Annotated in this window: 11 protein-coding genes, 1 tRNA gene and 1 pseudogene; 4 read left to right on the top strand and 9 right to left on the bottom strand. The window is 58.1% G+C overall.

The window, feature by feature from the left end; all coding sequences use genetic code 11:
- Positions 1-2 precede the first annotated feature (2 nt).
- Together WLY71_RS08240 and WLY71_RS08235 are read right to left on the bottom strand one after the other, a co-directional pair.
- Entirely contained in the window at positions 3-1,685 is a 1,683-nt protein-coding gene (locus tag WLY71_RS08240) for a flavin monoamine oxidase family protein (RefSeq protein ID WP_347803171.1), read from the bottom strand.
- 156 nt (positions 1,686-1,841) lie between these two features.
- Positions 1,842-2,303 carry an Lrp/AsnC family transcriptional regulator gene (locus WLY71_RS08235; protein ID WP_007980298.1) on the bottom strand — a complete coding sequence of 154 codons (462 nt, stop codon included), beginning with the start codon at positions 2,301-2,303 and terminating at the stop codon, positions 1,842-1,844.
- Positions 2,304-2,506: 203 nt separating this feature from the next.
- On the opposite strand from WLY71_RS08235, the gene WLY71_RS08230 reads away from it, so the two are divergent.
- Entirely contained in the window at positions 2,507-3,154 is a 648-nt protein-coding gene (locus tag WLY71_RS08230; protein ID WP_347803188.1) for a peptidase M41, read from the top strand.
- Positions 3,155-3,237: 83 nt separating this feature from the next.
- On the opposite strand, the gene WLY71_RS08225 is transcribed toward WLY71_RS08230, so the two are convergent.
- Positions 3,238-3,513 (bottom strand): DUF3077 domain-containing protein, encoded by a 276-nt coding sequence (locus tag WLY71_RS08225; RefSeq protein WP_347803170.1) that lies wholly within the window; start codon positions 3,511-3,513, stop codon positions 3,238-3,240.
- A gap of 493 nt (positions 3,514-4,006) precedes the next feature.
- Between WLY71_RS08225 and WLY71_RS08220 the strand changes: the two are divergent.
- Both WLY71_RS08220 and WLY71_RS08215 read left to right on the top strand, forming a co-directional pair.
- Positions 4,007-4,371: pseudogene (locus WLY71_RS08220) on the top strand (type II toxin-antitoxin system RelE/ParE family toxin).
- The gene (locus WLY71_RS08215) at positions 4,364-4,669 is read left to right on the top strand and encodes a helix-turn-helix domain-containing protein (RefSeq protein ID WP_056741296.1); all 306 of its coding nucleotides are present in this window, start codon (positions 4,364-4,366) and stop codon (positions 4,667-4,669) included. Before WLY71_RS08220 ends, WLY71_RS08215 begins: the two are co-directional and overlap by 8 nt.
- 81 nt (positions 4,670-4,750) lie before the next feature.
- Here the strand turns inward: WLY71_RS08215 and WLY71_RS08210 are convergent.
- The 5 genes from WLY71_RS08210 to rpsU all read right to left on the bottom strand — a co-directional run bounded on the left by WLY71_RS08210 (position 4,751) and on the right by rpsU (position 13,294).
- Positions 4,751-4,827: transfer RNA gene (locus tag WLY71_RS08210), tRNA-Ile, on the bottom strand.
- Between the two features lie 15 nt (positions 4,828-4,842).
- Positions 4,843-8,589: an EAL domain-containing protein gene (locus WLY71_RS08205; RefSeq protein WP_347803169.1), complete on the bottom strand. Its 3,747-nt coding sequence runs from the start codon at positions 8,587-8,589 to the stop codon at positions 4,843-4,845.
- 122 nt (positions 8,590-8,711) lie between these two features.
- Positions 8,712-10,562, bottom strand: a complete 1,851-nt coding sequence (gene rpoD / locus WLY71_RS08200) for an RNA polymerase sigma factor RpoD (protein ID WP_008147190.1) — start codon at positions 10,560-10,562, stop codon at positions 8,712-8,714.
- Between the two features lie 67 nt (positions 10,563-10,629).
- A complete protein-coding gene (gene dnaG / locus WLY71_RS08195; protein WP_056741298.1) occupies positions 10,630-12,597 on the bottom strand; it encodes a DNA primase in 1,968 nt (655 codons plus the stop codon).
- Positions 12,598-13,078: 481 nt separating this feature from the next.
- Entirely contained in the window at positions 13,079-13,294 is a 216-nt protein-coding gene (gene rpsU, locus WLY71_RS08190) for a 30S ribosomal protein S21 (RefSeq protein ID WP_002551877.1), read from the bottom strand.
- Between the two features lie 199 nt (positions 13,295-13,493).
- On the opposite strand from rpsU, the gene tsaD reads away from it, so the two are divergent.
- Positions 13,494-14,519 (top strand): tRNA (adenosine(37)-N6)-threonylcarbamoyltransferase complex transferase subunit TsaD, encoded by a 1,026-nt coding sequence (gene tsaD / locus WLY71_RS08185; protein WP_347803168.1) that lies wholly within the window; start codon positions 13,494-13,496, stop codon positions 14,517-14,519.
- 23 nt (positions 14,520-14,542) lie between these two features.
- Here tsaD and plsY read toward each other — a convergent pair whose 3' ends face one another.
- Complete coding sequence (plsY, locus tag WLY71_RS08180) at positions 14,543-15,112, bottom strand: glycerol-3-phosphate 1-O-acyltransferase PlsY (protein ID WP_347803167.1); 570 nt, start codon at positions 15,110-15,112, stop codon at positions 14,543-14,545.
- Between the last annotated feature and the right edge of the window lie 27 nt (positions 15,113-15,139).

The following is a 15,139-nucleotide window of genomic DNA, read 5'->3' as shown; positions in this document are numbered from 1 at the left end:
TCTTATTCGGGCAGGGCGATCGGACCGATCTCGTTGAACACATCTCCTGGACCCGGGTTCTCGACGTGAGTTTCACCGCCGAAGTGTTTCATGATGCCCCACACCGCATTGAGCGAGGTCTGCACCGCGCCTTCGACCCACGCAGGCGTCCACGAAACATCGTCGCCGGCGATGAAAATCCCGCGCTGCTCGGCCGGCATGTCGGCCTGCATGAAGTGTGCGTACATACGCTGGTTGTAGCGATAGTGGCCGGGCAGGGCGCCTTTGAAAGCCCCGAGGAAATGCGGGTCGGCTTCCCAGGACACGGTGATCGGATCGCCGATGATCCGCGCAGCGATGTCGACTTTCGGGTAGATCTTCTTCAACGCATCCAGCGCCAGCTTCACGCGTTTTTCCACGGGTTGCGGGAGCATTTTCAGCGCGTCGCTCATCCATGAGTACGACAGGCAAATCACGCCCGGCTTGTCGTCGCCGTTGTCGAACAGATAAGTACCGCGAGTCAGGCGATCGGTGAGGGTCATGCTCATCAAGTCGCGGCCGGTTTCCGGATCCTTGTCCTTCCAGAATGGCCGGTCGACCATCACGAAAGTTTTCGACGATTGCATGTAGCGGGTGCGGTCGAGGGCCATCCACATCTTTTGCGAGAACAGGGTTTCGTCGCATTCGATCTGGGTGGTCAGCAGCCAGCTTTGGCAGGTGGTCAGTACAGCCGCGTATTCGCGTGTGTCGCCGTAGTTGTCAGTGACCGTAAAACGGCCGTTCGGTGCGTGGGCGATTTTTTTCACACCGGAACGCGGTGCGCCGCTGTGCAACGAGCTGAGACTGGTGCCTTCAGGCCAATGCACGCAACGCTCCGGCACATGACGCCAGATCCCCAACGGTACTTGCTCCACGCCGCCGACCACCAAATGCTGGTGATCGTCGCAGTTGGTCATGACTACGCGGAAGATTTCCAGCATCGAGTTCGGGAAGTCCGAGTCCCAGCCGCCGGTACCGAAACCGACCTGACCAAACACTTCGCGGTGATGGAACGAGAGCTTGGCGAAGGCTTTGGAGGTGGCAACGAAGTCGTAGAAAGTGCGGTCGTCCCACAGCGGAACGAGGGTGTTCCACAGCTCTTTGAGGCGCGGCACATCACGGTCGCGGATCGCTTGCTGGATGTCAGAGAACTGCGAACCGGCTTCCAGCGCATCGGCCCAGGCGTCGGCGACTTCCTGGAACAGTGCAGGAAGATCCGCCAGCTTCTGTGCGTAGTGGGTCTGACCTTCGAGGTCGATCACCGTGCTGCCCGAGGCAGGCGTCAGCGGGTTAGGGAACGGTTTGGTTTGCAGGCCGAGCTTGTCGACGTAGTGATAAAACGCGGTGGACGACACCGGGAAACGCATGCCGCCGAGCTCGGCGATGATGCCTTCGGCGCCATTGAACGCCTGCGAGCGCAGACGACCGCCCATTTTCGAAGCTTCGTAGACGACGGGTTTTAGGCCCAGTTTCATCAATTCGTACGCTGCCACGAGACCTGCGATGCCGGCACCGACGATCGCTACCTCAGCGCCATGATTGTGCGCAGGGATGCTGCCCAGGCCGGCCGGGTGTTCGATCCAGTCGTCGAAGGCGAAGGGAAAGTCCGGACCGAAAATGGTGACTGGTTTTTTACCGTCTGCAGGATGGCGATTGTTCTTGTTCATGGCTGACCTTGCTGGCGACCGGACGCGGAATGCGCGTCTGAGTATAGGAAAAGATGGCAGCCATTCTAGAGAGCGTAGAACACGTTAATAAGACGCAATGTGTCGTCGTTTTGCTTGTAATTACTTCAATTAGACGAATGCGACGAACAAATTGGATTAAACCGGCTGGCCGCGATCAATCTTGCTGCTGAGAATGATTGAGGTCGTGGTCTTCTCCACGCCATCCACGCTGCCAATTTGATCGAGCAACTGATCCAGCTGCTCAGGTGAATCGGTGCGCAACCACGCCACATAATCAAATTCGCCACTCACCGCGCACAATTGCTGCACTTGAGCCATCGCGCTGAGGCGTCGCAACACTTCCTTGCCCGAGCGCGGTTGCACCGTGATCCCGACGTACGCCTGCAATCCGCCATCCACGACACGTTGACCCAAACGCACGCCGTAACCGGTGATCACCTTGGCTTTTTCCAGCCGGGCCAATCGCGAAGTCACGGTGGTGCGAGCAATGCCCAATTGTCGCGCGAGCATGGCCACGCTTTCGCGGGCATTGATCTGCAGGGCTGCAATCAATTGTCGGTCGATTTCGTCAAGAACGGGCGGGCGAGTGTCAGGCAAGGGTCGTCTCCAGCGGCACATCAATGGGTTGGCATGTTACAGGCACATCTCGCACAGCGGATGTTTGATCTCGCCTCAGTACCATTCATACCGTTTTCTACATCTCGGGTTTTTCTTTGGCTTGAGCAAGGCGCGATCGACAGGATGGACACCAACAGTCAGTCGTAGTCGAATGCGAAATCGAGGGATGCGAGGCAATGGAAATGACAAACAAAATACCTCCCGCATTGCGGGATCATGCATTGCAGATTGCCAATCATGAAATGGCTCATTACGTGATTGCCCGAGCCTTGGGGTTTGAAACGGGTGGCGTGACCCTGACAGTGACCATGGACTTAAGGCATCAAGGCGGGGCGTCCATAAGCTTGGCGCGGTCAATTTCGTCGATAGAAGCCATGAGGGAACATCTGGAAGCGCGGTTGATGGTCCTGTTTGCTGGCGCTATGGGGCAGGCATTAGTTTCAAAGCATGCGCCCGAAAAGCGCGTGGATAAGTCGAAAGCGACAGCCATCCTCAAAGGAGAGCTCGGGGCGGAACAGGATTACGCAAAAATAAGGGAGTTACGGCACTTGCTGCGCAATATCGCCTATCCCGATACGGATCCGGCGTCGTCTGACCGCATCACGGCCGAGCTGAAAGAGATTACTGATCGTGTGTGGTTTCGGACTCAAACGATCGTAGAGCAATTGGCCGATACGATTACCGAATTGGGACGCGTACTGGTCGACGGCATGGTCATCGTGGAGCAGTGGGGCAGGGCGGCGGATATGTATGAAGTCGTATGGACGGGTGAAATGCTTGAGCGGATGCGGCCCGTGCAGGCTATTCCATCGTTAAGTGTTGCTTCTTAAGCTGAGGGTGAAAGCCCCGATAACTCGGGGCGTATTCATGGGGGCTGCCGCTACTCTTCAGATTTCGTCGCCGTCCGAGCAGGTCAGCGTGTCAGCACCTTCACCACATCATCAATCACCGCTTTACTCATCGCCGTCAGATAGTGTGCGGCCCATGCTTGATGGTCGGTTTCTTTTGCGTAGGCGGCATCCACGGCGAGCGCTTTGGCGAGGAACAGCAGATCGGAAGCTTGGGCCAATGCATCGCTGATCGGGACGCCGGCGCGGACGTTGAACAGCGCTTGATTTGAGCGGTAGATGAAAGGTGTGAAACCGATAGTTTTCAGTTCTGAAGGTTCGGACGGGTTTGTTTTGGTCATGCTCAATCTCCTGGGTTCAAGGAGCCGGCAAATTCGTTTCCAAGCGAATGGGTGACGGCTGTACGCAGGTTGGAAAACCGGGAACCAAGGAACCGGCACGCCCGAAGGCGTCCCACGCACAGCCGCCATAACACAGGTCTTGCAATCGTATAAAACGTCCGCAGTCCTGATGGGGTGCTGTTGCGCTGAGGTTCGACGGGTTTCCAAGCCCGATCGCTGAATGGTCAGCGACGTCCGAGAGTATCCCGTCGAAGAAAAGCGCAACATGGCAGCAGAGTGCCAAAATGCAATTTTCGGAGTTTGCCTACAAGGTCCTCAGGCGTCATCCGATATTTCGACACCTTAGGTAAACACAACCAAACGCCAGGCACCGAACACCCAGATCCAACCAGAAACCACCGTTAACAATTTCATTGGCAACCAAGGTGGTCGCACGGCCGTTAAAGCCTAAAGTTATTCCCTTGAGGTCATATTCCTTGGGTGGCATATTGGTATGGGCTGGGAGATTGAATACACCGATGAATTTGAAGGTTGGTGGGAGGGGTTGGATGCAAAGGAGCAAGCCTCGGTTTCAGCCAGCGTCGATCTGCTGGGGTTTTTCGGGCCGGGTCTGCGTTACCCGCATAGCAGCGATATTAAAGGCTCGCGACTGGGCAATCTCCGAGAGTTGCGGGTCCAGTATGCGGGTCGGCCTTATCGTGTGCTCTATGCGTTTGATCCACGCCGATGCGCGTTACTTTTAATCGGAGGGGACAAAACCGGTCGAAACCGTTGTATGACGAGCATGTCCCGCAGGCGGAAACATTGTATGACGACCATTTGGAAACATTGCGTAAAGAGGGCCGCAACGATGGCTAAAAAATTTGCTGAACTTCAAGCTCGCATGACGCCGGAGTCTCGCGCTAACGCAGAGCGGTTGTTCCAGCAGCACCTGAAAGAAATGCCTCTGCACGAGCTGCGTAAGGCCCAAGAGCTGAGTCAGGAAACGCTGGCCAAGACGTTGCACGTCAACCAGGCAGCGATCTCCAGAATGGAGCGGCGCACAGACATGTACATCAGCACCTTGCGAAACTACATCCGCGCCATGGGCGGCGAACTGGAAATTATCGCGACCTTTCCTGAGGGCCAGGTCAGGATCGAGAATTTCGCCAACTGAGTGATGTTTCGGCAGGCGGTCGTCACGATTGAGTTATTCCAACAGGCACGAAAAAGCCGCGCATTGCGCGGCTTTCTTGTTTGGTGGGCCCACACGGACTTGAACCGTGGACCAAAGGATTATGAGTCCTCTGCTCTAACCAACTGAGCTATAGGCCCTCAGTAGGCCGCGGATTATAGCGACGGTTTCTCGGCTGTGCTATCCGAAAAGTCTGAAATGGCTATACGAAGAAACGTCGCGGCAAATTCTTCCGGTGGCAAGGGCAGGCTGACGATGTAGCCCTGGATCTGTTCACAGCCTTCGGCCGCGAGGAATTGCTGCTGTGCGAGGGTTTCGACGCCCTCGGCAATGATGGTGAATTGCATGCTGCGGCCCAGGGCGATGATGGCGCGAACGATGGCTGCGTCGTGGGGATCATCCGGCAGGCCGCGGACGAAAGACTGGTCGATCTTGAGAATGTCCAGTGGCAGACGTTTGAGGTAACTCAGGGACGAGTAACCGGTGCCGAAGTCGTCGATCGCCAGTTGCACGCCCAGGTGTTTGAGTTGATGCAGCACTGCCAGCGCTTCTTCAGCCTGGCTCATGATGAAGTTTTCAGTAATTTCCAGTTGCAGGAAACCGGGTTTGAGGCGGTTGTCCTTGAGCATTTGTTCGATCCGGCCGAGCAGGTTCGGCTGGCGCAATTGAGCGCCCGCGAGGTTGACCGACAGCGGGCCGACGGGTTCGTAAACCTGATTCCACTCGAACATCTGCCGGCAGGCGGTTTCGAGAACCCAATCGCCGATTTGCAGGATCATGCCGTTTTCTTCGGCCAGCGGAATGAAGTGCTCCGGCGGCACATCGCCGAAGGCCGGGTGGTGCCAGCGAATGAGCGCTTCTGCGCCGACCAGGCGATGGTCGATCAGGCTGATCTTCGGTTGATAATGGAGGTGCAGTTCGTTGCGCTCGATAGCGCGTCGCAGTTCATGTTCCAGTGCCACTCGCTCGCTGGCTTGAGCGGTGAGGTCGCGGGTGTAACTTTCGACCCGGTTGCGACCCTTCGCCTTGGAGCGATACATCGCCGCATCGGCGTTCTTGACCAGCGTGGCGACGTCGCAGCCATCCTTGGGATACAGGCTGGTGCCGATACTGGCGCTGATAAAAAACTCATGTTCGCCGGCCTGGAACGGTGCACCGAAGCAATTGAGCAATTTGGTCGCGATGTTGTCGGCGTCACTGGCTTGCTGCAGCCCGGGCAGCAGGATGATGAATTCGTCGCCGCCCAGGCGCGCCACGGTGTCGATGTCGCGCAACTGCTCCTTGAGGCGCACGGCAATGCCCTTGAGCAGTAGGTCGCCGACCGGGTGACCCAGGCTGTCGTTGATGTGTTTGAAACGGTCCAGGTCCAGGAACAGCACCGCGCCCTGGCCGCCGTTTTCCTGTTGGTTGTTGAGCGCGGTCAGCAATCGGCTCTCGAACAGCGTGCGATTTGGCAGCCCGGTCAACGGGTCGTGGTGGGCCTGATAATCGAGTTTGGCTTGGGCGTGTTTGAGGCTGGAAATGTCCGCGAACACCGCGACAAAGTGGGTGATGAATTTGTCCCGGTTACGCACCGCACTGATGGTCAGCCAGCTCGGATAGAGCTCGCCATTCTTGCGCCGGTTGGAAATTTCGCCCTGCCAATGACCTTCGGCGGTCAGTTGATGCCACATGGCGGCATAAAATGCGCTGTCGTGCAGGCCCGAGGCGAGCAGGCGAGGGGTGTGGCCCAATGCTTCGCTCTCGCTGTAGCCGGTGATTTCGGTAAACGCACGGTTGACCGCGCTGATGTGCTGTTGGGTGTCGGTGATCAATACACCTTCGGCGGTGCTCTCGAATACCGTGGCAGCCTGTTGCAGTTTCTCCTGCATCAGGTGTCGCTCGGTGATGTCCCGGGCGATGGTCAGCATGCAATCTTCATCGCCGATCGGTAGCGGACGGCTGGACACCTCGCAGAGGCGGATCTGTCCGTCGCTGCGGCGTATATGGCAACTGAAGTCGCGGACGAAACCGTCCCGGTGCAGCAGATCGAGCATCTGTTTGCGTTCGTTGAGATTGACCCAGATTCCCAGCTCGAGGGCGGAGCGATCCACGGACATCGCGCTGTTGAAACCGGTAATGCGACTGAAACCCTCGTTGACCTCAATCAGTAAACCGTCGCTCTGCCGTGACAGTAACAAGCCGTCGGGTGAGGCATGGAAGGCCTTGGCGAATTTCTCTTCGGAGGTTTGCAGCTGTTTCTGGGTTTCTTTGAGCTGGCTGATGTCCCGCACGACCACTACCAGCGCAGGGGTTGTATCGAGGTCGAACGGCTCAGCGGAGATCAGGCCGGTAAACACTTGGCCATTGTTGCGGCGAAAGGGCATCTCCAGGTTACGGATGCTGCCGGCCTGCAACCGTTGCAACAAGCCCGGCCCGACGCCGGGTATGCCCCAGATGTTCAGGTCGGTGGCCGTCTGGCCGATGACGTCTTCGGCCTTGAGACCGATCTGTTCTTCGAACGCTTCGTTGACCTCCAGCAGGCAGCCGTCGGAGAGTCGTGCGATGACCAGAATGTCCGGGCATTGCTGGAACACCGAGGCGAACTTCTGTTCCGACAGGCGCAACGCCTCTTCGGTGCGCTTGGCTTCGCTGATGTCGATCATCAGCCCGCGCATCACCGGTTCATGGCCGTGCTCGATCAGGCTGACTATATCTCGCACCCAAATGCAGCGGCCATCGGCAGTGATGACCCGGTAATCGAGGCTGTGATCGCGTCCGGCCAGTACTTCGTGATCGCAGAAGGTCTGGGCGCGGGTCAGGTCGGCCGGGTGGATAATGTTGCGCCAGAAGCCCGGAATCAGCCAATGAGACAAGGGGTAACCGAGCAGATCCTCGGCATGGGGCGACACATAGCTGTACGTGAAATCGCTGATCCGCGCTTCCCAGGCGATGGCCGAAAGGCTCTCCACCAGCCCGCGGTAGTGGTATTCGCTGCTGCGCAGTTCTTGTTCCAGGTCGACCCGGCGGGAAATTTCTGAACTCAGCCGGCGGTTGATCCGGATAACCATCGCCAGCACGATGATCAGCAGCAGCAACCCCGGCAGACCGTAAACCAGCAGATCGTTCCAGAATGTTCGATGATCGAGGACGTTGCCGACCCAGTGCTCCTGAATCTCATTGATTTCATTCGGGGTCATGTCCGCCAGGACTTTATCCAGAATGCCGACCAGTATCTTGTTGTCCCGGGGCACGCCCATCGCCAATTGATAGCGATAGGGGGTTTCGCCGCTGACGTAGAGCCCGTCGAGCTTGAGCTGACGCAGGCTCCAGACGCTGGAGGCGAGATCGCCGACCACCGCATCCACTTCATCGGTAGCCAGCGCCTGCAGCGCTGAGCTGACGTTAGGCATCGCCACCAGATTGAGGTCGGGATTGTGGGTGCGCAACAGCTCGTGGGGTGCGTAGTTTTCCACCACGGCGACTTTCAGTCCGTACAGGTCTTCGAGTTTGCGTGGCTGGGGACCTCCGACATGGGCAAGGATGACAATCGGAAAGTCCAGGTAGGGGCGGGTGAATGACAGATAAGTCTGGCGCTCCGGGGTCGACATGATGCCGGGCAACAGGTCCAGCTTGGCTTGTTTGGCCTGCTCCAGGACGACTGTCCAACTGACGGGCTCGATGGGCGTGAGCTTGATGGCCAGGCGTTGACGGATCCGGTCGATATAGTCTGCTGCAAGGCCCTGATAGCGACCCTGATCGTCGCGAAACTCGAAGGGTGGCCATGACGCATCGACACCCAGGCGCAAGTCCGGGTGAGCCGCCAGCCAGCTACGTTCTTCGTCGGTAAGAGTCAGCGCGCCAGCCGTTGCGGTCCAGGTCAATAGCGACAGCAAAAAAAGCACGGTCGGCAGTCTGGGCATAACGGTCTCGTTATGGCTCTGGGAATGTTTCGAGTGTAGACGGGCAATTCGGAGGGAGGGAGGTGCGGGGGATTTAATCTGTATAAAAGCAAAACCCCCGGCCTGGGCCGGGGGTTTTGTTGTTACTCGTCGAGGAAGGAGCGCAAATGCTCGCTTCTCGTCGGGTGGCGCAGCTTGCGCAGCGCCTTGGCTTCGATCTGACGAATCCGTTCACGGGTCACGTCGAACTGCTTACCAACCTCCTCGAGGGTGTGGTCGGTATTCATGTCGATACCGAAGCGCATGCGCAGAACCTTGGCTTCACGGGCAGTGAGGCCGGACAGAACTTCGCGAGTCGCTTCTTTAAGGCTCTCAACAGTGGCGACATCGATTGGCGACTGCATGGTCGAGTCTTCGATGAAGTCACCCAGATGGGAGTCTTCGTCATCACCTATCGGGGTTTCCATGGAGATCGGCTCTTTAGCGATCTTCAATACCTTGCGGATCTTGTCCTCAGGCATTTCCATGCGTTCGCCCAGCTCTTCCGGGGTCGGTTCGCGACCCATTTCCTGCAACATCTGGCGGGAAATGCGGTTGAGCTTGTTGATCGTCTCGATCATGTGCACCGGAATACGGATGGTGCGGGCCTGGTCGGCGATCGAGCGAGTGATCGCCTGACGGATCCACCAGGTGGCATAAGTCGAGAACTTGTAGCCGCGGCGGTATTCGAATTTGTCTACCGCTTTCATCAAACCGATGTTGCCTTCCTGGATCAGATCGAGGAATTGCAGACCACGGTTGGTGTACTTCTTGGCGATGGAGATCACCAGACGCAAGTTCGCTTCTACCATCTCTTTCTTCGCGCGGCGGGCCTTGGCCTCACCGATCGACATGCGACGGTTGATGTCCTTGATCTCGGCGATCGTCAAACCGGTTTCGGTTTGCAGCGCGGTCAGCTTCTGCTGGCAACGAATGATGTCCGGTTGCAGGCGACCAATGGCTTCAGCGTATTTGCTTTTGCCTTTGGCCAGTGCATCGGTCCAGCTTTCGTCAACTTCGTTGCCCGGGAACTGGCGCAGGAAGTCGGCACGCGGCATGCGGGCATCACGAACGCAAAGTTGCATGATCGCGCGCTCTTGCTGACGCAGACGATCCAGGGCACTGCGAACACGCTCGACCAGGCCTTCGAATTGCTTCGGAACCAGTTTGATCGGCATGAACAGCTCAGCCAGGAGCACCAGCTCGGCAATTGCCAGCTTGTTGCCACGACCGTGCTTTTTCAGCGCCTTGCGGGTGATTTCCATCTGATCGGAGACAGCGCCAAAGCGCTGAGCTGCGATAACCGGATCCGGACCGCTTTCGGCTTCTTCTTCGTCGTCGGTACTGGCTTCAGCGTCATCGTCGTCGGTGTCGTCGTCCGCTTTCACGGCTTTCGGGTCGACAGGCGGCGGCACTTCTGCAGCAGGCGGCGCAATGCCGTCGTCCGGGTCGATATAACCGCTCAGGACGTCGGACAGGCGGCCACCTTCGGTGGTGACGCGAGTGTATTCGGAGAGAATATGGTCAACCGTGCCAGGGAAGTGCGCAATTGCGCCCATCACTTCGCGGATGCCCTCTTCAATACGTTTGGCGATTTCGATTTCGCCTTCACGTGTGAGGAGCTCTACCGTACCCATTTCACGCATGTACATGCGCACTGGGTCGGTGGTGCGACCAATGTCGGTCTCGACCGCTGCCAACGCTGCTGCTGCCTCTTCGGCCGCGGCTTCGTCGGTATCGGCGTCGGCCAGCATAAGGGAATCCTTATCTGGCGCAACCTCGAATACGTTGATCCCCATGTCATTGATCATGCGGATGATGTCTTCCACCTGTTCCGGATCTGAAATATCCTCCGGCAGGTGGTCGTTGACCTCCGCGTAAGTCAGGTAACCCTGCTCACGACCAAGTGTGATCAACTCTTTGATACGAGACTGCTGTTGCGCTTTTCCGGACATAACACCCTATCCACTGAAGGTCTTGGCGGGCAAAAAACAAGCCGAGGATTATACCTGAGCTATGACCTCACGCGCCAGTTGAGGTCGGGCTTGTTGCGGAAACATTGCGACTTAATAGGTCGCGCAGTTGATTTTTCTCTTCGGCACTCAGTTCACTTTGACGTGCTTTCCTGAGAAGTTGTTCCAGGTTTCGCTCGCGTTGGCGGGCTGACAAGCTAGTAATGGTGTCGAAAAACTGTTGTTCAAGGTTATCTCCATCAATCAGCCATTCCTTTTCCGCCAGCGCCTTGAGCAAGCGTCCTTGCTCCGTACCGTGCCAGCGTGCAATCAACTGAAATGAGTTTAGCTTGGGATTCTTCTGTACGGCTTCGAGAAGGGCCACCAGCAATTGCGTGTTGGTGTGATCCTCGGCAGCAAAGTGCCCGGCATCCTCGACTTTCTCGGCCAATTGCGGGTGATGCAATAGCGTGCGCAAGGCGGCCAGGGTCGGCGGCTCTACAGCGGCCGGCACCCGTGGCGCGCGGGGTTGATCGTGATCACCACCGCGTTTGCCGTTTTTGTCCCATGGTTTTTTGTCCCATTTTTTGCCGCCGGCGCCGGGTTTCTTCGGCGTCCATTCCTGCTGCGGCACATACATCTCTTGTGCCTGTGGCTGATGGTAGTCGCTGTAATCTGGCATGGCGTCGTAATCGATGCCCGGGTCGTACGCCGGCGGTGCTTCCTGAGGTGCGCTTTGTACCAGTTGGCTCACGGCTTCACCGCTAAGCCCGGTAATTTCGGTCAGGCGCTGACGCATCAGGATGCGCAGGTTTGCACCCGGGACTTTGTCGATCAGCGGCGCGGCGAGGGTGGCCATGTGGGCCTTGCCTTCGAGCGAGCGTGGGTCCGATTCCTCGGTCAGCTGTTGAAAAAAATAATCCGCTAATGGTTGGGCGTGCTGGTTGATCCGTGCGCGGAAGGCATCAGTGCCTTCGGAGCGGACCAGCGTGTCGGGGTCTTCGCCTTCGGGGAGGAACAGAAAGCGTGCGCGCCGCCCGTCCTGCAGGCTCGGCAGCGCTGCCTCCAATGCCCGCCAGGCGGCATTTCGACCTGCCTGATCGCCGTCGAAACAGAACAGCACGTTGGGCACGACGCGAAACAGGCGCTTCAAGTGCTCTTCGCTGGTGGCGGTGCCCAGGGTCGCGACAGCATTGCGCAGGCCTTGCTGGGCGAGGGCGATAACATCCATGTAGCCTTCGACGACGATGATTTCGTCGAGGTTGCGGTTGTTCTTGCGTGCTTCATAAAGGCCGTAGAGTTCCTGGCCCTTATGGAATACCGGGGTTTCCGGTGAGTTCAGGTATTTCGGCTTGTCGTCGCCCAATACCCGGCCGCCGAAGGCGATGATTCGTCCGCGGCTGTCGCGGATCGGGAACATCACGCGATCGCGGAAGCGGTCATAGCGTTTGCCGGTTTCGGCGTTCTCGATCAGCAGGCCGGCATCGATCATGGCTTTCTGTTGCAGGGTGTCGCTGCTCAAGTGCTTGAACAGATTGTCCCAGCCAGGCGGGGCGAAGCCGAGGCCGAAGTCTCGGGCGATTTCGCCGGTCAGTCCGCGACCTTTCAAGTAATCCACAGCTGCTTTTCGCGATGGATGGCTTTTCAGTGCCTGACGGTAAAAGTCGGCGGCGGCGGTGAGTAGCGGGTAGAGCGGCGAATCGGTCGGCTGTCGCGGTTTGTGCGGCCGTCCGCTTTCTTCGCGGGGGATTTCCATGCCGGCGGCTTTGGCCAGTTCTTCGACAGCCTGGACGAAATCCAGATTGTCGTGGTCCATCATGAAGCCGAGGGCGTTGCCGCCAGCGCCGCAGCCAAAGCAATAATAGAACTGCTTGTCGGGGCTGACGCTGAAGGAGGGGGTTTTCTCTTTGTGGAACGGGCAGCAAGCGGTGTAATTCTTGCCGGCCTTTTTCATTTGCAGGCGCGAGCTGACCACATCGACTATGTCGGTGCGGTTCAGAAGGTCGTCAATGAAGCTCTGGGGAATTAGCCCGGCCATGGCGTTCTCGTCATCTGCGCTGCAATGGATCCGAAACGAAGAGCGGCTGAGCCGGGTCGTTGTTTGAGGCGCGCAAAATGTGCGGCTCGACCAGTGTCGTCTGCGTAATCGCTGTCGGGAAGTGTATCTGCCGAAAATCCACTGACGTTAGTACCAATCAGTACTCGACTATTTGAAAGTGTTGCGCTGAATCCGGCTACGGCCTGTCGATGGCCTCGGATAGCTCATAAGCTGGCACGCAAGAAGGTGCCTTGGGCTGATCGTCGTGAGAGGAATCAGTGGGTGTGCTCGTCAGTAGCCTTGGAAGGCTCGTCAGAAAAGACGTGCACCGCTGGCAAAAGAGCCAGGTCTGACGCTGTGAAGCAGATTTGTCTTGGTCGCGTGTGCGGCTTTGACGGTGAAGCATCAAGCGTTGTCCGCAAATGCCATTAGCCCGGCTGAGGGCCGGGCTTGGCAGAAGCTTGCTACGAACGTCTGTGTATTAGTACAGACGAACGGCGCGGCGCTGTTCGCGCTGTACTTTCTTGGCGTGACGCTTAACAGCGGCTGCTGCTTTACGTTTACGCTCAGAAGTAGGCTTCTCGTAGAATTCGCGGCTACGAACTTCAGCCAGTACACCGGCTTTTTCGCAGGAGCGCTTGAAACGACGCAGAGCTACGTCGAAGGGTTCGTTCTCTTTTACTTTGACGGCTGGCATCCAGAGCTACCTTCATTCATTACCGGGGTCAACATCCTCGTGGCAAAAGAGCACTTGAAGACGTCGGTTTTTAAGGGTTGCGGATGTTAACCCCTCATCGCTCGGAATGCAAAGCCTCTGATCGAAAACCGCTGGTCGGGGCATCCCATGGCGACTATTATGCGCGCCTTCGAATTCAGCCTAAACAAGGCGCAAACCCATGCTAGTACTGGGATTAGAAACCTCCTGCGACGAAACCGGTGTCGCATTATATGACAGCGAACGCGGCCTGCTGGCCGACGCGCTGTTCAGCCAGATCGACCTGCACCGCGCCTATGGCGGGGTCGTGCCGGAGCTGGCCTCGCGTGACCACGTCAAACGCATGCTGCCCTTGATTCGTCAGGTGTTGGCCGAAGCTGACTGTGTGCCGACCGAGATCGACGCCATCGCTTATACCGCGGGTCCTGGCCTGGTCGGTGCCTTGCTGGTGGGCGCCTCTTGCGCTCAGGCGCTGGCCTTCGCCTGGGGGATTCCGGCGCTGGGTGTGCACCACATGGAAGGTCACCTGCTGGCGCCGATGCTGGAGTCGCAACCACCGGAATTCCCGTTCGTCGCTTTGTTGGTGTCTGGCGGTCATACGCAACTGGTTCAGGTCGACGGGATCGGTCAATACACGCTCTTGGGCGATACCCTCGACGATGCCGCCGGTGAAGCTTTTGACAAGACCGCGAAGATGATGGGGCTCAATTATCCGGGTGGTCCGGAAATCGCTCGGCTGGCGGAGCAAGGAGTTGCAGGACGTTTCACTTTCCCGCGCCCGATGTGCGACCGTCCAGGACTGGCTTTCAGTTTCAGTGGCTTGAAAACCTTCGCCCTGAACACCTGGCAGCAGAGCGTCAGCGCCGGGGACGACAGCGAGCAAGCCCGTTGCGACATCTCGCTGGCGTTCCAGCAGGCCGTGGTGGAGACTTTGACCATCAAGTGCAAGCGTGCCCTGAAACAGGCCGGTATGAAGCGTCTGGTGATCGCTGGCGGCGTCAGCGCCAACAAGGCACTGCGTACCTCACTGGAGAAGATGCTCGCCGACATGAAGGGCGATGTTTTTTATGCCCGTCCGGAGTTCTGCACCGACAACGGCGCGATGATTGCCTTTGCCGGCTGCCAGCGTTTGCAGGCCGGTCAGCATGAAAGCCTGGCGATCAGCGTGCAGGCGCGTTGGCCGATGGAGCAATTGTCGGCGCTGTGATGAGCGGCGCTCATGCCCGGTAATTAAAAATGCCGTTCGCGCCCGGCAAACAGGTCGCGTAGATTGCCCCGATGACGCCAGACAATCAGTCCCGTGAGTGCGCTCATGGGCAGCAGTGCCGCCGGTTCTTGCCAGGCCAGCAGCGGCAGGGTCAGGGGTGTGGCGATCAAGGCCGCCAGTGAGCTGGTGCGAGTCAGGTAGAACGTCAGCAGCCAGGCGCAGACCGCCAGCAGTGCGGCGGGCGGGTAGAGGCCCAGCAACATGCCGGCAGCGGTGGCGACACCCTTGCCACCGCGAAAGCGAAAGTACAGCGGGAACAGGTGACCGATAACGGCACAGACGCCGATCCAGGCCTGTTCTTGAGGCGAAAGGTCCGCAACGCCGGCGATCAGTACGGGTAGCAGGCCTTTGAAGAGGTCCCCGAGCAAGGTCAGGACGGCGAGTTTTTTGCCGGCCAGGCGCAACATGTTGGTGGCACCGGCATTGCCCGAGCCACTCATTCGCGGATCGGGGTTACCGGTCAGGCGGCTGAGCAAAATGGCGAAGGACAGAGAGCCGAGCAGGTAGGCGAGGGTCGCCAGTAACCAAAACATGCTAACTATTCCGGGCGAGGACGCCCT

Source organism: Pseudomonas rossensis (assembly GCF_039888995.1).
Taxonomy (GTDB): Bacteria; Pseudomonadota; Gammaproteobacteria; order Pseudomonadales; family Pseudomonadaceae; genus Aquipseudomonas; species Aquipseudomonas rossensis.
The sequence above is the reverse complement of the archived record's forward strand: the minus strand, read 5'-3'. Positions and strand labels throughout refer to the sequence as shown.

Coding starts and splice junctions, on each gene's coding strand:
- WLY71_RS08240 (WP_347803171.1), bottom strand. CDS start 1,685: ATGAACAAGAACAATCGCCATCCTGCAGACGGTAAAAAACCAGTCACC.
- WLY71_RS08230 (WP_347803188.1), top strand. CDS start 2,507: ATGACAAACAAAATACCTCCCGCATTGCGGGATCATGCATTGCAGATT.
- WLY71_RS08225 (WP_347803170.1), bottom strand. CDS start 3,513: ATGACCAAAACAAACCCGTCCGAACCTTCAGAACTGAAAACTATCGGT.
- WLY71_RS08215 (WP_056741296.1), top strand. CDS start 4,364: ATGGCTAAAAAATTTGCTGAACTTCAAGCTCGCATGACGCCGGAGTCT.
- WLY71_RS08205 (WP_347803169.1), bottom strand. CDS start 8,589: ATGCCCAGACTGCCGACCGTGCTTTTTTTGCTGTCGCTATTGACCTGG.
- rpoD (WP_008147190.1), bottom strand. CDS start 10,562: ATGTCCGGAAAAGCGCAACAGCAGTCTCGTATCAAAGAGTTGATCACA.
- dnaG (WP_056741298.1), bottom strand. CDS start 12,597: ATGGCCGGGCTAATTCCCCAGAGCTTCATTGACGACCTTCTGAACCGC.
- rpsU (WP_002551877.1), bottom strand. CDS start 13,294: ATGCCAGCCGTCAAAGTAAAAGAGAACGAACCCTTCGACGTAGCTCTG.
- tsaD (WP_347803168.1), top strand. CDS start 13,494: ATGCTAGTACTGGGATTAGAAACCTCCTGCGACGAAACCGGTGTCGCA.
- plsY (WP_347803167.1), bottom strand. CDS start 15,112: ATGTTTTGGTTACTGGCGACCCTCGCCTACCTGCTCGGCTCTCTGTCC.